Origin of the sequence: Streptococcus gallolyticus subsp. gallolyticus DSM 16831 (genome assembly GCF_002000985.1) — a bacterium.
GTDB lineage: Bacteria > Bacillota > Bacilli > Lactobacillales > Streptococcaceae > Streptococcus > Streptococcus gallolyticus.
The window spans coordinates 30,001-54,405 of the sequence record NZ_CP018822.1 but is presented as its reverse complement, the minus strand read 5'-3'; the positions used below and the strand labels follow the sequence as shown (position 1 = coordinate 54,405).

Below are 24,405 nucleotides of genomic sequence, written 5' to 3'. Positions count from 1 at the left end.
AATCTCTCTATTCAATTTTAACATTTGGGAGAAGTTTATCCAACCATTTAGGCAGATACCAATTGGCTTTACCAAAGACGGCAAGCGTAGCTGGAACAAAAATCATTCGAACAATGAGAGCATCAAAGAAGATTCCCAACGTCAACGCCAAGCCCATTGATTTAACTGTACTGTCTGCTGCAAAGACAAAGCCCATAAAGACTGATGCCATAATCAAAATAGCTGCAAAGATAGCTTTCCCATTATCTTTCATTCCCTCAAGCAAGGCTTTTTGAGTGTCTCCTGTTTCATCATATACTTCTTTCATCCGACTGATAAGAAAGACCTCGTAATCCATTGCCAAACCAAACATAATGCCGATAACTAAAACTGGTAAGAAATTCAAAATAGCACTCGGACCAGCAAGTCCAATCAAATCATCAAAATGTCCTTCTTGGACAATAAAGACCAAGGCACCCAAAGTCGCAAGCAATGAAAGAACAAAACCACTTACCGCAACAAACGGAATCAATAACGAACGGAAGATAAGCAATAAAAGAACAAAGGCAAATGCTACGATAATTAAAGCAAATTTTGGAAGAGCTGCTAGCAAAGCATCTGACATATCAATATTAATAGCTGTTGAACCTGTAACCAACAACGTTGGGTTGCCATTTTTATTTGATTTCGCACGGATAGCTTTTACCAAATTCTTAGTAGCTACTGCATTTCCGTCTGTTTTCGGAGTCAACGTAATCATGTAATATTGTCCAGATTTACCATTGCCAATCATTGGTGGTGTCACACGCTCTACGTTAGCTGTATTCTGCAATTCTGTGGCTACATCCTGCGCTGTTTCACTATCACCAGTTTTAACTAAAACGACCAAGGTTGCCGCATGCCCTGCACCATAACCTTCTGTCATAATATCATAAGCACGACGTTCCGTTGTCTTGGTGCTCTTGTTAGCATCCGTTGGCAACCCAAGATTCATATTACGCGCTGGCAAAGCAACAATAATTAAGCCAAGCAACACCATTCCTGATAACAACACTTTAAATTTGCTAACGAATTTTCCCCAACCATAGTCACGTTTCAATCGTCCAAAACGAGCTAATACACGATTTTGCTTTTCTCCTGTTGCAATTTTTCCTAAAAGAACAATCACCGCTGGAATAATGGTCAAAGCTGTCAACATTGCTCCAAGAACAGACAAAGCACCAGCAAATCCCATTACAGATAAGAAGCTAATACCAAGTGTTGACATAGCAAGCAAAGCAACTATAACAGTCGTACCTGCAAAAATAACGGCTTTCCCTGCTGTCGTCATTGACTTAGCCAGTGCTTCTTCACGACTATGTCCTTTTTTTATTTCTTGTCTGTAACGCGAAATAATGAAGAGAGCATAATCAATTCCCACAGCTAAGCCAATCATACCACTAAGCGATAAATCAGATGTTGTGAACTCAATCCAATTTGACAAAATAACCACACCAAGCACACTGATTCCCAAACCAATAAGTGCAGAAAGAATCGGCATTCCTGCCATGATAACCGATGCAAAAGTAATGGCTAGAATGATAATGGCTGCTAAGAGACCATAGATTTCTGATTTTTCACCAGTATCCATTTCACTAATTGTCAAATCGCCTGTTAGTTCCGTTTCAATTCCTGCATCTTTGGGAATTTTAGTCGCCTTTACCAAATGATTAATCGATGACTGCTTAACATCTTCCTTTGCTTTTTTGAAAGTAACTGTTGCATATCCGATAGCATTATTCTTAGTCAAATTTTGTTGTTGCTCTGGTAGAATAACCATCTCAACAGCATCATCAGCCATTTCTTCTTTAACAAAATCCGCCATAGCTTGCTGTGCCGTCTCATCTGTTAACGAACCCGAAGTTGCTTTAAAGACGACTTTTTCACTCGCACCTTTTGAAGCAAGACCAGCAAAATCTTTTTCAACAATATTAAGCGCTGTTTGCGATTCTGTACCTTTCATATCAAGCCCTGTTGATGAAAAATGCACGCCTGTTAACCCAGCAATTCCACCAAGAGCCCCCAACAACAGCATAACCAAAACAATTGTCAGTTTGGCATGCCTAAAAATCCAATAACTTAATTTATGTAGTAATTTTCCCATAGACAGTCTCCTTTTCTAATATGCTCATCTTAACAAATCCTTACTTAGAAAATAATAGACTTTAGGGACAAATTTCACTTCCCTTTTGGGAAAAAATAACAAAAAAATCAGGAAAACCTGATTTTTTCAACTCATCATTGCTAATTCCTTCATATATTTCTTGTAAAGGGAATATAGGAAAAGCCAACGGAAAATATTATCTGCTAACGTTGCTAGCCAAACACCTGTCAAACCAAGGTTTAGGCTAACTCCCAACACGTACCCTGAAATAATTCGAATGACCCACATTCCAAATGTTGTGGCGTAAAATGGAAGTTTTGCATTGCCCAAACCTTGCCATGCTGCTGTGTAAATAAGTGTTCCTGCTGTCGCTGGACCGCCAACAAAAGAATAAAACAACACAACAAGGCTAGCTGTTAGCGCTGTTTGATTGGTCGTGAAAAGATAAGTCAAATGACTACCAAACACGTAAACCAAAGCACCGACACAAAGCATCATAATCGTCGAAATCAAATACGAATCACGTACCAGCTGTTTAATATCTTTGGTATTTTTTTGTCCAAGACTATGTGCAACAAGAATAACGGTTGCTGTCGCAACGCCCATTCCTGGCATGTAATTAAACTGCGTCAAGGTTTCCCCAATGGCATTTCCTGCAACGACTTCCGTACCAAATTTGACAATAATCGCCACGATAACCACATCACCAGCACGCATCATTAGACGTTCACCAGCCGCAGGCAAGGCTATTTTCAACAAATCACTATCCAAATGCCATTTTATCGTTTTTAAAATATTGCCCATTGGCAATTGACTTGCTAACAACAACGTACCGATAAAACGTGACAAGACCGTTGAGCAAGCAACACCAGCAATCCCCCAGTGAAAAACAAAAACAGATACCGCAGAAAAAATCGCATTTAAAATATTGCTCAATAAACTAACATACATTGGTAACTGTGGTTTGCCTAAAGCACGCAAAAACGCGCTCAACGTTGTCATCAAACCAAGACTAACAATCAAACCACCAACAATCGCCAAATACAGACCACCTGCTTGTGTGACTGTTGTTTCTGTTCCTAGCCAATGAAGAATTGTTTTTCCAAAAAGCAAGGAAAAAAGCCCTAGAACTAAACTGAGACCTAGTGTTACCAAAATCGCCTCAGACTGATATTGCACCGTCTTTTCATTATTTTTTTCACCACGACTTTTAGCCACCAGACTTGAAACCGCAGCTCCGAGAGCAATGAAAATAGCTTGATAAATTGTAATAATATTATTAGCAACAGAGACACCTGAAACGGCAATCAAACCAACCTGAGCAACAAGGTAGTTGTCAACCACTCCCATCAGCATCTGCAGCAAATTTTCCATCATAGCAGGAAAAGCCAAGTGAATAATTTTCTTTGTTTGTTTCATACCCTTATCGTAACAGAAAGAAAAGCTGAGAACCAGCCTCAGCTTCTACTTTTATAAATTTAAAGTCCTAAATAATTTTCAACTGCTTTTTGCATATCACCTGTTGCCACAACCGTTTTGTGACGAACCTCAGCTGTTTCAAGTCCATTGACAGCTTTTGGAATGGCAACACCTGATAATTTTTCAAGTTCCTTAACAGCAACAAAATCATCTGCAGGTGCTTGTCCACTAACAGCTTCAACTGCCACACGTGGGAATTTATATGGACTTGCTGTTGAAGCAATCACAGTTGGTGTTTTATCACCTGTGCGCTCTGCGTATTTTTGATAAACAGCTGACGCAACTGCCGTATGTGGGTCCTCAATGTAATCAGATGCTTCATAGACACGTTTGATTTCAGCAGATGTTTCAACTTCTGTTGCATAGCCTGCTTCAAATAAATCAAGAATCGATTGGTCAACATCAGGAAGTGTGTATTCGCCTTCTGAAACCAATTGTTCCATCAATGCTTTCGTCTTAGCAGCATCATTTCCCAACAAATGGAAAATCAAACGTTCTAAGTTAGATGATACCAAGATATCCATTGAAGGACTTGTTGTGACTTTAAACTCACGTTTTTTATCATAAGTCCCTGTTGTGAAGAAGTCTGTTAAAACTTTGTTTTCATTTGAAGCACAGATTAATTTACCAACTGGGACACCGATTTGACTTGCATAGTAAGCTGCTAGAATATTACCAAAGTTTCCTGTTGGAACTGTAAAGTTTACTTTGTCGCCTGCTTTAATATGACCAGCTTTAACAAGTTGTGCGTAAGCATAAACATAATAAACAACTTGTGGTACCAAACGCCCAACATTCATTGAGTTCGCTGATGAAAATTGTGTCTTGTGCGCAAGCAATTTTTCACGCAAATCAACGTCGTTAAACATACGTTTTACATCTGTTTGCGCATCATCAAAGTTACCAGTAATAGCTACAACGTGTGTGTTATTACCAGTTTGTGTTGTCATTTGAAGTTCCTGAATTTTGCTGACACCGTCTTTTGGATAGAAAACAATGATTTCTGTTCCTGGGACATCCGCAAAACCAGCCATTGCAGCTTTACCAGTATCACCTGATGTCGCTGTCAAAATCACGATTTTGTTATCAACGCCTTGTTTTTTAGCTGACGTTATCAAAAGGTATGGCAAGATTGACAATGCCATGTCTTTAAACGCAATAGTTGACCCATGGAAAAGTTCAAGATTATATTGGCCACCTAATTTAACCAGCGGTGCGATTTCTGGTGTATCAAATTTAGCATCGTAAGCAGAATCAATACAGTAAGCCAACTCTTCTTCTGTGAAATCGTCTAAAAATGCAGACAATACAAGCTTAGCCACTTCCTGGTAAGAAGCATCTTTTAAAGTTTCAAAATCCAATGCCACTTCTGGAAGTGATACAGGAGTAAATAAACCACCGTCAGTTGCCAATCCTTGTAAGATAGCTTGACTAGCAGTTACTTTGTTATTTTCATCACGAGTTGATTGGTAAATTAACGTCATCACAAATTCCTCATATATATAGATAGTCTTTTGTCTATTTTACCATAATTATCAGAAAATTTATACAAATTTATGACAATTATCGAAAAAAGCACCCGTACAGGTGCTTTAGTTTCTTATTTTCCCCAACGTGAATCAACACCAGCAATAGAAATCCAGACGCTTGCCAAGACGTCGTAGAATAAATCAGCCACCTTTTTCTTTCTCCTTTCTTCTCACGTTTTATGTCACCTGTATTATAACGCTTCAAACCTATACTGTAAAGGGATTTTTAAAACTTTTTTGATGTTATTATTTCTTACATAAAATGATAGAAAATTAGCGTTTTGAACAAGAAAAAACCAACCGAAGTTGGTTTCTGAAACAAACTAAGAATCCGATTCTCCTTTGGCTGGATTTTTAGCGGATTTTTCAATTGCTTTTTGAATCGTTTTAACATAAAGGTCTGCACCAGTCGTATCACTATCACTGTAATGCACGCCATCAGTACCACTCCAGATTTCTGGGTGTTTAGTTGCTGCTTTATACCAATCTGCCACCGTAACATAATTATAAGTATCAGCCAAAGTTAGCTCATAATCACGAACTTCTTTGACTTGAGCTTCATTATTAGCATTGTAAGGTGTCACAATAATCAAACGATAGCCATCTGGCAGAGCATCAATAAACTGCTGCAAATCTTCTTGGTAATTATCTAGCGAATTAACCCCCACCGCAAGAACTGTTGTTTGCGATAATGTCCCGCTTGAAATTTCATTTTGGAAAATCTCAAAAGCATCATCAAAGCTTCGGCTAACCGCAGCGTCAACTTGAGCATCTGGAAGTAAGCTTGAAAATGAAGCACTTGAGCGAAGAGCTACGGAATCTCCAATGACAGTAACATCACTTAAAGCCGTTGCATCCCCAGCAGTTACAGTATGTGTCCGATTCAAATTAGTCTGTGCTTGCTGGAGCGAATTCACCAAAAGACTTGTCTCAAAATCACCAACAGCTGGAGAAATGATAATGGTCACAATTGTCACCAAACCAAGCAAAGCTCCTCCACCATAAAGCCATTTTTGATAAGGATGTAAATCTAAATTCAAGCCAAGCAATTTGACAGACTTGCCAGCAAGAAATGGCTCCAATACATAATAAGACAGCGTTGAAAATATCAATGAAAAGATAACCGTTACCAATACCGCTAAACCATTTGACATTAGTTGCGTGAAGATAATGTAAAATGGCCAATGGAAAAGATAAACACCATAACTAACATCTGCCAAATAGTTGATAATAGCGGGCTCTTTGGCATTAGGCGTTTGGTCGTTTAGCACACGCGCCGCATAAATCATCACCGTTGCAAATAAACTTGCTAATACAAAGCCAAACAAATACGTGATTCGTTGGTCAAATTTCAAAGCAAATGTCAACAGTAGCAACAAAGCAAAGCTTAGCACCATTGTCAAAATACTGCGTTTTGTTGACCAGAGACGAACATTCTTTTTGAAACGAGCCGTTGTTTCTCGAATTCCTGTCATCGTTGCCACCATGGCTCCTAAGAAAAACGGAAAACTATGGGACAGAGATGAAAAGTAAATTGTCGAAACGTTGTCAACAAAAAATGCTCGGATAAACATTGATAGGAAACTTCCAGCAAAAAATGCTGCAGAAATTGCAAAAATCAAACTACGGAATTTTACTACGTTATCATGGTGTTTCCCCAAAAACCAAACCAAAAATCCCCAAATCAAATAAAAATGCATCTCAATTGCCAAACTCCATGTATGAACAAAGAGATGTGGGATAAATTGCGTTTCGTAGTTACCACCTGTGATAATTTCATAAAAATTCGTTGTAAATCCTACTGCTGCCGCAATTTGACTGCCAATGCTTGCCACGTAGTCTTTACGTACCAAGTAAGTAAACGGCATAACAATAAGAATCATCAACACCAACGGAGGCACGATACGATAAAAACGCCTCTTGTAAAATCCTAAAAGATCAATTTTCTTGTTTTTCGAATATTCATCAATCAGTAAAGCCGTAATCAAATATCCTGAAAATGTAAAGAAAATATCAACACCAATAAAACCGCCTGGAAAAGCTGTTTTAAAGAAATGATAGAGTAAAACGAGCAAGAGCCCCGTCACCCTAACCATTGAAAACCATTTTATTCTCATTTTTGAAAAATCCCCTGTTTAAAGGTTCCTGTATATACCTCTCCATTTTGCGCTGTCAAAGTTCCTTGACCGTCTGGCTGACCATCTTTAAATTCTCCTTGATATGTCCAACCAGAATTTGAGGCAAAAGTTCCTTGACCTTCAAAAACACCATCCACAAAATTACCTTCATAGGTATCACCATTTTCATAAGTCAATTTTCCCTGACCATTCATACGGTGATTAACAACATAGCCTGTGTAGGTTATTTTACCATTGTCGTAGGTTAACGTTGTTTTAGATTTCATTGATAGCGTAAAAACGGATAAACCACAGATGATAAGAATCAAAACCGTTAAGAGCTCTATGCGCCCTCGGGTTATTTTTATTTTTTTCATTTTTGCTCAACTTCTCTTTTTAAGAATTTTTTAGCCGCGTTAGCCATTGTTCACAACCACGCTTAACCAAATCATAGGTTGCATCAAAATCACCTGTAAACCAAGGATCTGGTACACCACCTTTTACAAAAAGAAAGATTTTGTCATCATACTTTCCTTGTGACATATGTTTCAAATCCGCAACATTTTCCGCATCCATACCAATAATAACATCAAAATCATAAAAATCTTTGCGCGAAATCTGTTGAGATGACTTGTGCTTGTCGTAACTAATGTTATGTTTTTTAAAAATACTTTGCGTTCCATGATGAATGGGATTACCATGTTCCCAGCCAGAAGTTGCACGGCTTTCAATCAGCCAGCCTTCAGCACCAGCCAAATCTTTCATCACAAATTCAGCCATTGGACTACGACAAATATTTCCTAGACAAACAAAACATACTTTTTTCATTTTCTCTCCCTACGTAGTCAATAACTCATTTATTAAAAACTTCTTTTATCATTATAACAAAAAATAGAGCCTTATCACACGACAAATACTCTAACTTCTATTTTTATTTTTAAGAAAAAATTAAGGCACCCGATTTACAATATAAACAATCCTAAAACTTTTCTTTTTCATAATCTCCTGAAAGGACTCCGCTAGCGGGGTTCTTTCTTTTTTATCTCTAAAATCGTTGCACAAAAAAATCCCAATCTAAAATAGATTAGGATTTGCAGGGGTATGAAAAAAAGTTTATTTAGGAGTATCTTTAGTATAGGGTGGCTTGCTTAAGAGAGACTGAAAATTTTCTTTCAGAAAACTTAAAAAGCGCCTCAACCAATTTGGCTAAGGCACTTGCTATTATATTATTAACTCTTAATGACGGAAGTGACGAACACCTGTAAATACCATGGCAATGCCGTATTTATCAGCCATATCAATAGATTCTTGGTCACGGACTGAACCACCAGGTTGGATGATTGCTTTCACACCTGCAGCAGCAATTTCTTCAACGTTGTCCGCAAATGGGAAGAAGGCATCACTAGCAAGGACAGCACCGTCAAGACGGTCTTTAGCTTGATCAAGAGCGATACGAACAGAAGCTACACGGTTTGTTTGACCAGGACCAACACCAAGTGTCATGTGGTCATTTGTCACAATAATACCGTTAGATTTCACGTATTTAATAGCTTTCCAAGCAAATTCAAGCGCTGTTTTTTCTTGGTCGTTTGGTTGACGTTTTGTTACAACTTTCCAATCAGCTGGATTTTCTTCGACAACATCTTGGTTTTGAACCAAAAGCCCACCGACAACACCAGTGTATTCTTTTTCAACTTGGCTAGCCTCTTGAGCTTCAAATGGCAATTGAAGAATACGCAAGTTTTTCTTCTTAGTTGTCAAGATTTCAAGGGCTTCTTCTGAATAACTTGGTGCAATGATGATTTCAAGGAAGATAGCGTGCATTTTCTTAGCTGTTGCGGCGTCAACTTCACGGTTAAGTACAACAATTCCACCAAAGATTGAAACTGGGTCTGATTCATAAGCATAGTCCCAAGCTGTTTCAATATCATCAGCTTGTCCGATACCACACGGGTTCATGTGTTTAAGGGCAACAACAGTGGGACGGTCTTTGAAATCACGGATAATGCGGATTGCAGCATCAGCGTCGCGGATGTTGTTAAATGACAATTCTTTACCATTCAATTGTTTAGCAGAAGCAATTGAGTAATCTGTTGGCAAAGCTTTTTGGTAGAAATCAGCGTCTTGTTGAGGATTTTCACCATAACGCATTGGTTGTTTCAAATCGTAAGTGATTGTGAGTTTTTCAGGTTTTGTTTCACCAACTTGTTTTGTGAAATATTCTGCAATTAAAGCATCATAAGCTGCTGTATGACGGAAAACTTTTGCTGCCAAACGTTGACGAGTTTCAAAGCTTGTTTCACCATTAGCTGACAATTCATCCAAAACAACAGCGTAGTCAGCTGGATCAACGACAACTGTTACACTAGCATGGTTTTTAGCAGCAGAGCGAAGCATTGAAGGACCACCGATATCAATATTTTCAACCGCATCAGCGTAAGTTACTTCTGGTTTCAAGATTGTTTCTTTGAATGGGTAAAGGTTAACCACAACAAGATCAATCAATTCAATGTGGTTATCTTTTGCAGCTTGAAGGTGGCTGTCAAGGTCACGACGAGCCAAAAGACCACCATGAATATTTGGGTGAAGTGTTTTCACACGACCGTCCATCATTTCTGGGAATCCAGTCACATCATCAATCGCGATAGTGTCAACACCTGCTTTATCAAGCGCAACTTTTGTTCCACCAGTCGAGATAATATCCCAACCAAGTTTTTTCAATTCTTGAGCAAATTCAACAATGCCCGCTTTATCAGAAACACTAATTAGTGCACGTTTTGTCATTTCAGTCCTACTTTCTATAAAAAATAAACCAGTCAATCATAATGCCAGCAATAAGCCCGATAACATAAGCTAAACTAAGACGCCATGGATTTTCAAGATTGCCAAATAGTACATTTACTATAAAGGCAACGACAATAAAAGTTAATACAAACACCAAAATCTTTTTCATCATCATAATCTCCTAATAAGCTAGCATGCCAATAGCTATGCTATCAAATGCGCTGACTACTTTTTCTCAACTCCTAAGCTCTCTAAAACTTCTGGGTAGAGTTTATACTCATTTTCATGAATACGAGCTTCAAAACTGTCAATGGTATCATCAGCCAGACGAGGCACACGGACTTGTTTAATCACTTTTCCCGTGTCAACGCCATTGTCAACCCAGTGAATGGTAACACCAGACTGGTCAACACCTGCTTCCCAAGCATCATCAATACCATGAGCACCTGGAAATTCTGGCAGATAAGCTGGGTGAATATTGATGATACGACCTTCGTAAGCCGCTAGCAAAGTCGGACCAACAATCTTCATATAACCAGCTAGGCAAACCAAATCAATATCATATTTTTCAAGCAAAGCAACAATAGCCTCTTCGTAAGCTGCTTTATTGTCAAACTCTTTAAGTTCAAAAGCATGAGTTGTCACACCGAGTTTTTCCGCACGTTCTAAGACATATGCATCTCGGTGATCTGAAAAGACAAATTCAACTGGAAATTGCTCCGCAATGACTTGAAAATTTGACCCATTACCACTCGCAAAAACTGCGATTTTTTTCATTATTTAATCACCACACTTGCATCAGTTTTTTTAACAATACGACCAAGTTCGTAAACTGGTTCGTCAAGCAATTCTTTCACGCGCTCAACCTTATCAGGGCTAACTGCCAACATCAAACCAATACCCATGTTGAAGATTTCAAACATTTCTTCGTGTTTGATGTTACCGTATTTTTCAAGAGCTTTAAAAATTGGAAGAACAGGAACTTTATCTTCTTCGATTTCAGCAGCTAAATCATCCGCAAACATACGTGGGACATTTTCAATGAAACCACCACCAGTAATGTGAGCAATACCGTTAACCAATTCTTCTTTGATAAGTGGAAGCGCCGCTTTAACGTAGATACGTGTTGGTTCAAGAAGAACTTCTTTTAATTTTTTGCCTTCAAGTTCAGGAAGCACTTCTTCACCTGTGTAATCAGCAAAGACACGACGGACAAGTGAATAACCATTTGAGTGAATCCCACTTGAAGCAAGTCCAAGAAGAACATCACCATCAGAAACTTTTGAACCATCAATGATTTGTGATTTTTCAGCAACACCTACTGCAAAACCAGCCAAATCATAATCATCTTCACCATACATACCAGGCATTTCAGCAGTTTCACCACCGATAAGAGCTGCGCCAGATTGAACACAACCTTCAGCAACACCTGCAACGACTTGTTCAAGTTTTGCAGGTTCATTTTTACCAGTTGCAATGTAATCTAGGAAGTAAAGTGGTTCCGCACCAGCTGCAATGATGTCATTAACACACATGGCAACACAGTCTTGACCGATTGTATCGTGTTTATCATATTTAATGGCAAGCATGAGTTTTGTTCCCACACCATCAGTTCCTGAAATCAAAACAGGTTCTTTCACACCAGTTTTTGTAAGATCGAACATACCACCAAAGCCACCAAGAGCTCCCATAACACCTGCACGTTCAGTACGCGCAACGTGTTTTTTGATACGTGCAACAACTTCATAACCCGCTTCAACATCAACACCAGATTGAGCATAAGCATTTTTTGTCATAATATTTTTCCTTCTCTTTTTTTGTCAAAAAACCATTTTGGAGATTGCGACGTTTTTTCAGTCAAACCATCATTTTGACTGAAAAAACTAGTCAGGTCTTTAGCTTTGGTCCCATAGGACAAAGCGTCCACTGACAAATGCTTTAGCCTTTAGTCAGTGGTAAGACGTGGAGCGTAAGCATTTTTTATCATAATATTTTTCTCCTTTTGGGAAATAGCAGAGCTATTAAACAGTTCTATTTATTTTCATTAACTTCATGAATATAGAAGCTTGTTTTTTCTTCTAAGCTCTTGAGGTAAGGTTCTTCGTAATCGTAAAGTGGTGTTGGATACTTACCGTCAAAGTAAGCCACACACAAACCACCATTAGGCGCATCTGTATCAAGACCGATTGATTCAATCAAACCGTCAATTGACAAGTAAGTCAAGCTATCAGCACCGATAATCTCACAAACTTCATCTTTAGTGTGGTTAGCTGAAATCAATTCACGACGATTTTGAATATCGATACCGTAGAAACATGGGTATTTCAATTCTGGACTACCGATTGCCACATGAACTTCTGTCGCACCAGCTTCACGAAGCAAACGAACGATACGGCGTGATGTAGTTCCACGCACGATAGAATCATCAACCATGACCACGCGCTTACCTTTAACAACACCAGATACGGCTGAGAGCTTCATGCGAACACCTTGCTCACGTAACTCTTGTGTCGGTTGAATGAAAGTACGTTGTGTGTACTGATTTTTCACCAAGCCCATTTCATTTGGGAGACCTGATTCTTCAGCAAATCCCATCGCTGCTGAAAGTGATGAATTCGGTACACCAACGACAATATCAGCTTCATGTTGAAATTCCTGTGCCAAACGTTTCCCCATATTTTTACGAGCCGTGTGAACATTGACACCATAAATATCACTGTCAGGACGTGCAAAATAGATATATTCCATTGAACAGATAGCAAGCTGTGTATCATTTGTGTAAGTGTCATACTGAATGCCATTGTCATCAATGATAACAAGTTCTCCTGGTTTTACATCACGAACCCATTTAGCACCAACCACTTCAAAGGCACACGTTTCGCTTGATACTACCCAAGCACCATTTGCCATTTGCCCAATTGACAACGGACGAAAACCATTTGGGTCAAGCGCAGCAATCAATTTATCTTCTGTCATCAAAAGATAAGCAAAGCCACCTTTGACAGTGTTCAACGCTTCTTTGACTTTACCGATAAACTCAGGATTATGGCTACGGCGAATCAAATGCATTAGAATTTCAGTATCAGATGAGGCATTAAAAATCGCCCCTTGGTCTTCCAATTCTTTTTTCAATGATACTGCATTTGTCAAATTACCATTGTGACAAAGCCCAAATTGCTCGTCTGTAAAGTTGTAAAGAAATGGTTGAATGTTATTAATAGACGCAGAGCCAGCAGTCGCATAGCGAACGTGACCAATAGCTGCAGTTCCTGTTAATTTTTCCAAATCAGCAGGATTTTTAAATACTTCTGAAAGAAGACCAGTATTACGGTGCTGAAGAAGTTTGCCGTTATCGTTTGTAACGATACCAGCACCTTCTTGACCGCGGTGTTGAAGACTGTGAAGTCCAAAATAAGTCACTTGAGCGGCTTGAGGATGCCCCCAAATCCCAAAAACACCACATTCTTCATTTAGAGATTTAACTTCGTATGTCATTATTTTTATTACCTAGAACTAAATTATAAGGAATTTTTTCTCCTTTTGATAAGTTGACAAAAGAGGCTGAGACAAGCCTCAGCTCTCTTGCCTGTGTATTTGTATTTAGAATTTCAAGACGCAATCGCAGTCATGTCATTTCTATAAAATATATTTTTAAAAATAGTATTACCCTTTAGTAAAATATTCAACAGCGCTACGGAACAAGTGTTGGTCTTTATTTCCTGGAATATTTTGGAAAAGACCGCCTTCGTAACGTTCTGAATGTCCCATTTTACCAATGATTTGACCGTTCTTACTTGTGATACCTTCAATCGCATTAACAGAACCGTTTGGATTGTATTTAGAATCCATACTTGGTTTACCGTCAAAGTCAACGTATTGGCTGAAGATTTGTCCATTATCACGAAGTTCTGCAAATTCTTCATCTGTTACGACGAATTTACCTTCACCATGTGATACTGGAATAGCATGAACGTCACCCACTTCAACACCTGCAAGCCAAGGTGAATTCGTATTGGCAATACGTGTTTCAACCATTTTCGCCACGTGTTGGTTAGCATCATTGTAGAAAAGAGTTGGGCTTGTTTCAGTCGCGTCTTCAAAGTTACCGTATGGAAGCAGACCTGATTTCACAAGGGCTTGGAATCCATTACAGATACCGATAATAAGACCACCTTTTTCAATAAAGCTGTCAATAGCTGCGCGGACTTTTTGGTTCAACAAGATGTTGACAATGAATTTAGCCGAACCGTCTGGTTCATCAGCAGCTGAGAAACCACCTGCAAAGAAGATGATGTTAGCTTTACTGATATTGTCAACCATTGTGTCAACAGATGCTTCAATAGCTGCTTCATCAAGTGTTACAAATGGTACCAAGTTAACTTTTGCACCTGCTTGTTCAAAGGCTTTAGCTGAATCGTACTCTGAGTTTGTACCAGGGAATACTGGGATGTAAACCAATGGTTCAGCAACTTTTTCACTTGCTTTAATCACTGCATCCGAAGCAACTGCTGGAACATCTTCAAGTTTTGTACTCTGTTCAAATTCAGTTGGATAAACATCTTCAAGTTTGCCCTCAAAGGCTGACAAAAGTTTATCTCCTGCAAGGTTGACACCATTGACAGCAAGTGTAAAGTCAGCTGTTGTTTCACCGATTTTGCTAACTTCAGCAACTTCTTCAGTAGATGTAAAGATAAAGCCACCGAGTTGTGCTGTCAAGCTAGTTGTAAGCTCTGCCAATTCTACTTTAGCTCCGATATGGTTACCAAAAGCTGCAAGTGCCAAGCTTTCAATCACACCACCATATTTAACAGCTGAAGCTGATGTGATATGGTGTGCTTTTTGAATCGCTTCAAATTTAGCAAAATTAGCTTTAATCAAATCAAAATCAATCTCTTGTGAAATAGCTTGCCCTGGAATGTAGTAAATGTATTCATCAGCTGCTTTAAATTCTGGTGAAAGAACATTACGACTATCAGCTGTTGTCACACCAAAAGCAACCAATGTTGGTGGTACTGTCAATTCTTCAAATGTACCAGACATTGAGTCTTTACCACCGATTGATGGTAAACCAAGTTGCAATTGCGCTTCGATTGACCCAAGAAGGGCTGAGACTGGTTGTCCAAAGCGTTCAGCTTGTTTATCCATACGTTGGAAATATTCTTGATAAGAGAAGCGTGCTTTAGACCAATTCGCACCTGTTGCCACCAAACGCGCTGTTGCTTCGATAACAGCATAAGCTGCACCATGATATGGTGACCATTCAGCAATATAAGGGTTGAACCCTTGTGCCATAACTGACGCTGTTGTTGTTACACCGTTTTGAACAGGAAGTTTTTGAACTGAACTTTCTGTTGGTGTGATTTGATATCGACCACCAATCGGATGGTTAACCGTTGAACGACCAACAGAGCTATCAAAGATAGTTTGTAAACCTTTTTGACTAGCGTGATTAAGGTCAGAAAGAACATTTACAGTATCAGATTCAAGTGTCGCAGCTGAAGTGATACGTTGTTCTGGCATGTCAACTTGACTGTCAACAACATTAGCATCAACCACCACGCGCACACCGTTTGTATCAAGGAAACGACGTTCAATATCAACGATTGTTTGACCATTCCAAGTCATAACAAGATTTGGTTTTTCAGTAACTGTGGCAACCACTACCGCGTCAATATTTTCTTTATGACATTCTGCCACGAAAGCCTCAACATCTTTCGGACGAACCACAACAGCCATACGTTCTTGTGATTCAGAAATGGCAATTTCAGTTCCATTAAGTCCTTGGTATTTCAAAGGCACTTTGTTAAGGTCGATTTCAAGACCGTCAGCTAACTCACCAATTGCCACACAGACACCACCAGCACCAAAGTCGTTTGATTTTTTAATGAGGCGAGTCACATTACCATTACGGAAAAGACGTTGAATTTTACGTTCTTCAATGGCATTCCCTTTTTGTACTTCTGCACCAGCTGTTTCAACAGATTCAACCGTTTGAACTTTAGATGAACCAGTTGCACCACCGACACCGTCACGACCAGTTTTACCACCGAGAAGAATAACCACATCACCAGCTTCTGGTTTCTCACGAACAACATTTCCCTTAGGAGCTGCACCGACAACGGCACCGAGTTCCATACGTTTAGCGACGAATCCTGGGTGGAAATATTCTTTAACATAAGTTGTGGCAAGACCGATTTGGTTACCATATGAAGAATAACCATGTGCCGCTGTTTTAGAAATCACTTGTTGTGGCAATTTACCAAGACGTGTTTCTGAAATTGGTGTTGTAATATCACCAGCACCTGAAATACGCATTGCTTGATAAACATAAGAACGTCCTGACAATGGGTCGCGGATTGCTCCACCGATACACGTTGCGGCACCACCAAATGGTTCAATTTCCGTTGGGTGATTGTGTGTTTCATTCTTGAACATCAAAAGCCATGGTTCTTTAACACCGTTCACATCAACTTCAATTTCAACAGAACATGCGTTAATTTCGTCTGACACTTCCATATCGTCCAAGCGACCATTCGCACGTTCATAACGACCAAAGATTGTTGCCATATCCATCAATGTTTGTGGCTTTTCAGAACGTCCAAGCTCATCACGCATAGCAATATATTTATCATAAGTTGCCTGTAATTGTTTTTGGAATTTAGACGCTGAGAAATCAATATGTTTAAGCTCAGTTTCGAAAGTTGTGTGGCGGCAGTGGTCTGACCAATAAGTATCCAAAACTTTCAATTCTGTTTCCGTTGGCACGCGCCCAATTGATTTGAAGTACTCTTGGATAAAGACAAGGTCATCAACTTCCATCGCCAAACCTTGTTCAGCTTTATAATCAGCAAATTCAGCCGCTGTATAAGTCTTGAAGAAATCAAGATTTGGAATCGTTTTGTCTGATTCTGAAAATGCTTGTGGCGCAATTCCTGTTGTAATATCTTTAAAACGAGAATCTACTGGATTAAGAAGATAATTCTTAACCGCATCAAGTTCAGCAGTATCAATATCCTTGTTAACAAGATAAAGTTGAGCCGTATTAACTGTTACATCATTACTGCTGCCAAGAAGAAGCAATGCTTCTTGTGATGACGCTGCACGTTGGTCAAATTGACCTGGAAGTGATTCAATAGCAAAGAAAGCATAGTTAGAAAGTTCAGCAACCACATCACTCTCAGCCAAAATATTATCCGTTACTTGTTCAGAAAAAATGTGTTTTTCAGCACGTTCGAAAAGCGAATCTGCTAAATTAAAAACATCGTAAACTTGAATAATGCGTAAATCAGTTAAACTTGTTAATTGAAGATTGTGTTTGAGTTCTTTAACAAGCGCCTGAGCCTTAATGTTAAAATTTGATTTTTTCTCAACGAAAATTCGTTTATTCATTTTTTACCCTTTTTAGAATTCTTCTTTCTACTTAATTAGAAATCACAGTTTTTAGTTAAGCCCTTTGAGTTTTTCAAGGACAACTTCGTAAACATCTGTCAAACTACCTAAATCACGACGGAAAACATCTTTATCCATGTGATGACCTTCAGCATCCCAAAGACGGCAGTTATCTGGTGAAAATTCATCCGCAAGAATAATTTTGCCATCTTTGTCTTTACCAAATTCCAATTTGAAATCAATCAAATTAAGACCAATTTGGCTGAACCAATCTTTCAAAAGGTCATTAATACGACGTGTTTCTGCTTTGATATAAGCAATATCTTCGTCACTTGCAATACCAAGGAATTTTACGTGTTCATCATTGATAAATGGGTCATCCAAATCATCATTTTTGTAGTAAAATTCAACGATTGGAGTATCTAATTTGATTCCTTCTTCAACACCAAAGCGTTTTGAGAATGAACCTGCAGTAACATTACGCAAAACAACTTCAAGTGGAACAATATCAACTTTTTTATTTAATTGTTCGGTTTCTGACAATTGTTTAACAAAGTGAGTCGCCACACCTGCTTCATTCAATTTCGTAAAAATTAAAGATGAGATTTGATTATTAAGAACGCCTTTACCTTTAATAGTCTCTTTACGAGCACCATTAAGCATTGTCGCTTGGTCTTTATAGACTGAAATAATCAAATTCTCATCTTCTGATGTAGTGTAAATATCTTTTGCTTTTCCCGTATAAATAAGTTGTCGTGACATGTTTTTGTTCGCCTTTCGCTTTTATTCTACTAAATTTTAACACATGATGTTACCAATTTCAACATTTAGCAGACTTTTTAACGAAATAAAAATAAAAACGTTCGAAATTAACGAACGTTTTTGCTTAATTTACGCGATTATAGAGATATTCCATCATTTCTCCCATACATTTCATGTTTTCAACATCTTCGTCAGGGATTTCCAAATGAAACTCATCTTCTAAATTGATGATAAATTCCATTAGGGCAATCGAATCAACTCCCAAATCATCATGTAAAGTTGTCGTTTGAGTAATGTTTAACTCTGGTTTATGCAATTGCTCCTTAATAATAAAGCAAATCCTTTCAAAAATAGCCTCTTTTGTCATCTCTTCCTCCCCTTGTTTAATCCTTTGGTGTGAAAGCTTCTACTAATTGACCAACCACATTCGTTTCTAACATTGTACGAACTTGTCTGATTGTATAGTAAACAGCTTGCGCATCGCTTGAACCATGACATTTCACAACAGGCGCTTTAAGCCCAAAAAGAACTGCACCACCTGCACTTGAATAGTCCATAGTACCTTTTAATTGATATAAACTATCCTTCAAAAGAAGGGCTCCCAATTTTGCTTTCAAACCACCTGATTTAATAGAAGATTTCAAACCTCCCATGATGTTAAGAGCAGTTCCTTCCATTGTTTTTAAGACAGCGTTTCCCGTGAAACCATCCGATACCACAACGTCTGCAACACCATTCATCAAATCACGCGCTTCAACATTTCCGACAAAGTTCAAAGAAGCATCTTCTGCTAATAGCGCATAAGCTTCTTTATGAAGTGGATCACCTTTCGTTGCCTCAGTTCCGTTATTAAGCAAACCAACACGTGGCTTAGCAATACCACGAACATTCTTCGCATAAAATGACCCTAAAATAGCATACTGATGTAAATGTTTAGGGGTATTCTCAGCATTAGCCCCAAGGTCCAACATATCATACCCTTTACCATCGAGTGTTGGCAAAGTGGACATAAGCCCTGGACGATCAATACCTTTAATACGCCCAACAACGAATAGTCCTGCCGCAAGGAGCGCACCTGTATTCCCTGCTGAAATGACAGCATCTGCTGTCCCTTCTTTTACAGCTTGTGCCCCAAGTACCATGCTAGCTTTCTTCTTACGACGAATAGCTTTAGCTGGTTCATCATCTGAATTAATTTTTTCTTCTGTATGAATAATTGAAACACGCTCTGTTGCAGTCAAGTACTCTTTTATCTTAGATTCATCTCCATAAAGTTGAATTTCAATATCTGAGAATTCTGCTAACGCACGATTAACTCCTTCGATAATAGCTTTAGGGGCATTGTCGCCACCCATAGCATCAACAGCAATTTTTTTCATATCAATTTTTTCCTCACAAAACATTATCACTTCATTATAGCATGATTCCCGATTTTTTTCAGTTCCAGAAAATATCACAATACCTTTTCAAAAAGATGTCTTCTCAATGACACACCTCTAAACAAAAAGCTGTTAGTGCTCACTCTACAAATCAAGCAGCACTAACAACCATTATTTCATAATATTTCCCCAAGTCCCTAAATCATCAATGAATTTTTTACTTTTCAAACGAAGACCGACATAATTATCATAAATATCATCAATAAATAAACGCAATTTTCGTTTCATCTCAGGCTTAACTGAAATCGTCTTTAATTCATCAAAATGAATGGCTTGAAATCGGTCCACCAGGTACAGCACATTCGGATCAAGATGACTACGATAATCATCTTTTCCATAATGCTCTGGACAAAGCAGACCAGAATATTTGTGCGAAAAGTCAAAGGGCAATCCAACCCGATGACAAAAAGCACACTCATGAAAATTAAGACTAACACCAAATCGTTCTAAAAGTTGAATCTCAAAAATATTAGTCAAAATTTCGTAGTCAAGTCCCTCTTCCATTAAGGAAAGCGTCTTATTAACAAATGCAAACAACTGCGGGTCTGCCACACCATCTGGCACAGCTGCATCCGCCAATGCTGTCACATAAGAAGCATAGGACAACTTAAACAAATCTGCATTAATTTCCTTAAAAGAGTCAACTTCCTTATAATCTTCAATGAAAGACAGACCTGTATCATTAATTTTTAAAATAAATTTTGCCACCGTTAACGGCTGAATAACAGAATTAAACCGAGATTTACCAGCATGTTTAACAAAAAACATATGCTTTCCATTGGTTTCTGTAAAAATTTTGACTAGCTTATCATCCTCACGATAATTACGATTATAGAGGACAAGACCATAAGTTTCCTTAGTTTGCATGTTCTTCCATAAATTCTTTCAAGCGTTCCATCGCTGTTGTGATTGTTTCCATGCTAGCCGCATAAGAAAGACGTAGATAACCCTCACCATACTTACCAAAAGCCACACCAGGAATGAAAGCAACTGCTTTTTCACGCGCAAAATCTTGACAGAACTTAAACGAATCTTGTTCATAACCAGCAGGAATTTTCGCAAAAATGTAAAAAGCACCGTCTGGTTTAATAATCTTAAAGCCAAGAGCAGACATCTTATCAATAATATAATCACGACGTTTGATATATTCAACTTTCATCGGTAGTGCATCATCTTTACCAGCAGAAAGAGCTTCAATCGCAGCAAATTGAGCCATTGTCGCAGCAGCCGTTACCAAATATTGGTGACTCTTAATCAACTGTGCCGTGAAAATAGCTGGCGCAAAAATCAAACCAATTCGCCAACCAGTCATAGCATGAGATTTTGAAAGCCCATTAATCAAAATCGTTTGCTCTGGAAGATATTCAGCAATTGACACATGCGGTTCATCATTATAAGTCAATTCAGAATACACTTCATCTGAGATGACAAAAATATCATATTTTTTAAGAACATCGGCCAAAGCCTTAATTTGCTCACGTGAATAAGTCACACCAGTTGGATTAGTTGGATAATTAAGCAAAACTGCTTTTAATTTATCACCTTGTTCCAAAATCGCTTTTTCAAGCATTTCTGGTGTCAATACAAAATCATTTGCCGTTGTATCAATTTCAACAATTTCAGCACCAACAAGATTTGCAATTGGCTCATACCCAGGATAAGCTGGCGCTGGCAAAAGAACCGTATCTCCTGGTTCCAAAATCGCTGTCAAAGTCGCTGACAAAGCTTCCGTTGCACCAATCGTAACCAAAATTTCATTATCAGGATTGTAAGACAAATTGTATTTTGACTTCACAAAATCTGCAGCAGCTTGGCGAAGCGCTGGCAACCCTGCCATACCAGTATAATGTGATTGATTCGCATCAATAGCCGCTTTGGCAGCTTCTTTTACATGGTCAGGAGTTGTAAAATCAGGCTCACCCAAAGTTAACTTCATAATCCCTGGCACGTCTGAAATTGATTGGTCAAATTGACGAATCAATGATACTTCGATTTTATCTAAGTTTTTATTAAAACGGTTTGTTAAACTCATAGTCTCACCTCAAAATCTAATTACATCTATTATACATAAAATTCAGATAATTAAACAGCCTTTTTAGACTTATCCACAGCTCTATCTTTAAAAAGATTTTATTAAATTATCCACATGTTAATATTTTTCAAAATAATTTAAACAGAAAAACCGTCAGACAAAAATCCAACGGTTTTTAACATGAAAGCTAATAAAAGTCGTCTTATTTAGCAGTTCCCATTTCAAATAATGGTGACAAAGGACGCTTTTCGTGAATACGAGTAATTGCTTCAGCGATTAATTCAGCAATTGAGATTTGTTCAATTTTATCAATCAAACGTTCTTCTGAAAGATAGATAGTATCCAAAACAACCAATTTTTGAATAGCTGATTTTTCAATATTTTCAAGTGCAGGACCAGAAAGAACAGGGTGAGTACATGATGCATACACCGCTGTTGCACCAGCTTCAGCAAGAGCATCCGCTGCATGACAAATAGTACCTGCTGTATCAATCATATCATCAATCAAGATACATTTTTTACCTTTAACATTACCAATGATGTTCATAACTTCACTGGTATTCATTTTAGTAACACTACGACGTTTATCAATGATAGCAATCGGTGTTTGGAGGAATTGTGCCAATTTACGAGCACGTGTCACACCACCATGGTCAGGACTAACGACAACAACATCGTCTCCAACCAATCCATGACGATCAAAGTAATCAGCGATCAATGGAGCACCCATCAAATGATCAACTGGAATATCAAAGAACCCTTGAATTTGAGCGGCGTGCAAATCAACAGTCAAAAGACGGTCAACTCCTGCAACTTCAAGCATATTAGCTACTAATTTAGAAGTAATCGGTTCACGCGAACGAGCTTTACGGTCTTGACGAGCGTAACCATAGTAAGGGATAACCACACTAATTTTTTCAGCACTAGCACGTTTAAGCGCATCAACCATAATCAAGATTTCCATCAAGTTATCATTAACTGGTGAGCTAGTTGACTGCAAAATAAAGACATGGTGTCCACGAATTGATTCTTCAATGTTGACTTGGATTTCACCATCAGAAAATTGACGAACAGTCGATTTTCCAAGTTCAATACCCATAGCCGAAGCAACTTTTTCTGCTAATTCTTTGTTTGACGACAAGGCAAACAATTTTAAATCAGAATAAGACATGATTTCCTCCAAAGTTTTTATCCTATACCATTTTAACGTTTTTTCAAGTATTTTTCAATGACAAATCCGTTAAATCCCTATAAATACAAGGAAATCCGAGTAAAAAGAAAAAAGAGAAGGAAAATTCCTTCTCAAATATTTATTATTGATAGATGTAGTAAACAGTACCGCCACCCCAAGTTGATGAAGTTGGGTCAAACCATCCACGGTAGTTACCAATAGATGAGTTACCAGCATAATTAGCTTCCATAACTTGGATACTTGTAGAACTTTGAACTGCAGTTACATATGCAACGTGTCCATATCCACCACCATCATAAGGCCATACAGCAACCGCACCAACTTGTGGTGTAGTACCTACAGAATGACCTGCAGCTTGTGCGCTAGCAATCCATTGATTTGCATTACCCCAGTTGTTTCCAACCCATGAAGCAAGTGATTTAACACCCCAAGTACATTGACCAACAGGGTAAGTGTTCACTGAGCTTGAAGATGAGCTACTTGAACTGCTTGATGAAGTTGATGTTGAAGCAGTTGAGCTTGTAGAAGCTGATGAACTACTTGATGATGAACTTGAAGCTGATGAGCTACTTGATGAACTTGATGTAGTTGTTGTAGCAGTTGGAGTAACTGTAGCAGCTTGTTGAGTTGAAGAAGTATCTTCAGTTGCTGCTGCAGTATCTGTAGATGCAGTAGTTGAATCTTGTGATGATGTATCTGTTGTAGTATCAACAGTAGCTGTACCATTTTCAACAGATTCTTGTGCTTGTGCTACAGATGCAGCTTGCGCTTCTGCCTCAGCTTGTGCTTGTGCTTCCGCGGCAGCTTGTGCTGCAGCTGCTTCAGCCGCTGCTTGTTCAGCAGCTTCTTTTTGAGCTACTAAGCTTGCTTTTTCATCTTCTGCAGTTGCCAATTGAGCTGACAAGTTCAATTGAGCTGCTTCCAATTCAGCTTGTTGAGTTGCCAAAGCTGCTTGGTTTTGTTCAATAGTTGCTTTATTAGCAGCTACTGTATTGATAGCTTCTTGGTTTTCAGCTTGTTTTTGTTCGATAGCAGCTTTATCTGCTTCTTGTTGTTCCAACATTTTTTCGTTTGCAGAAACAACTTCACGAACAGCAGCTACACGATTAATAGCATCTGAAATTGATTTAGAATTCAAGATAGTATTAATGTAGCTTGTAGCTGTGTTAGTTTTTTGAGCACTGCGTGCTTGTTTTTTCAAAGATTCATTACGAGCAACAATCTTGCTTGAAAGAGCTTGAATTTCTTCGCTCAATTTTTGAGATTCTGCTTCGAGTTGAGCATTTTGTGCTTCCAATTCATCTTGTTGTGATTGAAGTGAAGTCACTTGTTCTTGAAGAGCATCAACTTGACTTTGTGCAGCTGCTTGCTCAGATGTAAGATTACTGATAACCGCATCTTGTGCAGCGATTTGTGTATCATAATCATCCGCATTTACTGTAGCGGCTGCCGTTCCAAGTGTTACACCACTGACAAGAACAGCTGATAAAATTCTTTTTTTCATATAAATTAAACTACTCCTTTTTGATAAGACATTATTATTTTACCAAAAAATCACGC

General features: G+C 38.5%; 19 protein-coding genes. All 19 read right to left on the bottom strand.

All coding sequences use genetic code 11. From position 1 onward, the window contains the following. Positions 1–7 precede the first annotated feature (7 nt). Positions 8–2,122 carry an MMPL family transporter gene (locus BTR42_RS00340; RefSeq protein WP_077495911.1) on the bottom strand — a complete coding sequence of 705 codons (2,115 nt, stop codon included), beginning with the start codon at positions 2,120–2,122 and terminating at the stop codon, positions 8–10. A 126-nt stretch (positions 2,123–2,248) separates the two neighbouring features. Beyond that, complete coding sequence (locus BTR42_RS00335) at positions 2,249–3,541, bottom strand: MATE family efflux transporter (RefSeq protein ID WP_077495909.1); 1,293 nt, start codon at positions 3,539–3,541, stop codon at positions 2,249–2,251. A gap of 59 nt (positions 3,542–3,600) precedes the next feature. Beyond that, on the bottom strand, positions 3,601–5,085 hold the full coding sequence (gene thrC / locus BTR42_RS00330) for a threonine synthase (protein WP_077495907.1): 1,485 nt from the start codon (positions 5,083–5,085) through the stop codon (positions 3,601–3,603). A gap of 368 nt (positions 5,086–5,453) precedes the next feature. After that, positions 5,454–7,247: an acyltransferase family protein gene (locus tag BTR42_RS00325; RefSeq protein ID WP_077495905.1), complete on the bottom strand. Its 1,794-nt coding sequence runs from the start codon at positions 7,245–7,247 to the stop codon at positions 5,454–5,456. After that, complete coding sequence (locus BTR42_RS00320) at positions 7,244–7,624, bottom strand: MORN repeat-containing protein (protein ID WP_077495903.1); 381 nt, start codon at positions 7,622–7,624, stop codon at positions 7,244–7,246. The genes BTR42_RS00325 and BTR42_RS00320 overlap by 4 nt, the downstream gene beginning before the upstream one ends. Before the next feature lie 19 nt (positions 7,625–7,643). Beyond that, positions 7,644–8,075, bottom strand: coding sequence for a low molecular weight protein-tyrosine-phosphatase (locus BTR42_RS00315; protein ID WP_061459149.1), 432 nt, complete (start codon positions 8,073–8,075; stop codon positions 7,644–7,646). 408 nt (positions 8,076–8,483) lie between these two features. Further along, positions 8,484–10,031, bottom strand: a complete 1,548-nt coding sequence (purH, locus tag BTR42_RS00310) for a bifunctional phosphoribosylaminoimidazolecarboxamide formyltransferase/IMP cyclohydrolase (RefSeq protein ID WP_009853191.1) — start codon at positions 10,029–10,031, stop codon at positions 8,484–8,486. A gap of 7 nt (positions 10,032–10,038) precedes the next feature. After that, positions 10,039–10,203 (bottom strand): hypothetical protein, encoded by a 165-nt coding sequence (locus tag BTR42_RS00305; protein WP_039693620.1) that lies wholly within the window; start codon positions 10,201–10,203, stop codon positions 10,039–10,041. 53 nt (positions 10,204–10,256) lie between these two features. Continuing rightward, entirely contained in the window at positions 10,257–10,808 is a 552-nt protein-coding gene (gene purN / locus BTR42_RS00300; protein ID WP_077495901.1) for a phosphoribosylglycinamide formyltransferase, read from the bottom strand. Next, positions 10,808–11,827, bottom strand: coding sequence for a phosphoribosylformylglycinamidine cyclo-ligase (gene purM, locus BTR42_RS00295; protein ID WP_077495899.1), 1,020 nt, complete (start codon positions 11,825–11,827; stop codon positions 10,808–10,810). The genes purN and purM overlap by 1 nt, the downstream gene beginning before the upstream one ends. A gap of 235 nt (positions 11,828–12,062) precedes the next feature. Next, positions 12,063–13,526: an amidophosphoribosyltransferase gene (purF, locus tag BTR42_RS00290; protein ID WP_003062799.1), complete on the bottom strand. Its 1,464-nt coding sequence runs from the start codon at positions 13,524–13,526 to the stop codon at positions 12,063–12,065. A 168-nt stretch (positions 13,527–13,694) separates the two neighbouring features. Continuing rightward, the gene (locus BTR42_RS00285) at positions 13,695–17,420 is read right to left on the bottom strand and encodes a phosphoribosylformylglycinamidine synthase (RefSeq protein ID WP_077495897.1); all 3,726 of its coding nucleotides are present in this window, start codon (positions 17,418–17,420) and stop codon (positions 13,695–13,697) included. 51 nt (positions 17,421–17,471) lie between these two features. After that, positions 17,472–18,182, bottom strand: coding sequence for a phosphoribosylaminoimidazolesuccinocarboxamide synthase (purC, locus tag BTR42_RS00280; RefSeq protein WP_009853186.1), 711 nt, complete (start codon positions 18,180–18,182; stop codon positions 17,472–17,474). Positions 18,183–18,306: 124 nt separating this feature from the next. Continuing rightward, the gene (locus BTR42_RS00275; RefSeq protein ID WP_009853185.1) at positions 18,307–18,549 is read right to left on the bottom strand and encodes an acyl carrier protein; all 243 of its coding nucleotides are present in this window, start codon (positions 18,547–18,549) and stop codon (positions 18,307–18,309) included. Between the two features lie 16 nt (positions 18,550–18,565). After that, entirely contained in the window at positions 18,566–19,561 is a 996-nt protein-coding gene (plsX, locus tag BTR42_RS00270; RefSeq protein ID WP_012961315.1) for a phosphate acyltransferase PlsX, read from the bottom strand. A gap of 171 nt (positions 19,562–19,732) precedes the next feature. Beyond that, positions 19,733–20,488 carry a DNA repair protein RecO gene (gene recO / locus BTR42_RS00265; RefSeq protein WP_009853183.1) on the bottom strand — a complete coding sequence of 252 codons (756 nt, stop codon included), beginning with the start codon at positions 20,486–20,488 and terminating at the stop codon, positions 19,733–19,735. Beyond that, positions 20,478–21,653 carry a pyridoxal phosphate-dependent aminotransferase gene (locus BTR42_RS00260; protein ID WP_009853182.1) on the bottom strand — a complete coding sequence of 392 codons (1,176 nt, stop codon included), beginning with the start codon at positions 21,651–21,653 and terminating at the stop codon, positions 20,478–20,480. The genes recO and BTR42_RS00260 overlap by 11 nt, the downstream gene beginning before the upstream one ends. Positions 21,654–21,855: 202 nt before the next feature. Continuing rightward, positions 21,856–22,824 carry a ribose-phosphate diphosphokinase gene (locus BTR42_RS00255; protein WP_003062784.1) on the bottom strand — a complete coding sequence of 323 codons (969 nt, stop codon included), beginning with the start codon at positions 22,822–22,824 and terminating at the stop codon, positions 21,856–21,858. Between the two features lie 142 nt (positions 22,825–22,966). Continuing rightward, positions 22,967–24,349: a PcsB-like coiled-coil domain-containing protein gene (locus tag BTR42_RS00250; protein WP_009853181.1), complete on the bottom strand. Its 1,383-nt coding sequence runs from the start codon at positions 24,347–24,349 to the stop codon at positions 22,967–22,969. Between the last annotated feature and the right edge of the window lie 56 nt (positions 24,350–24,405).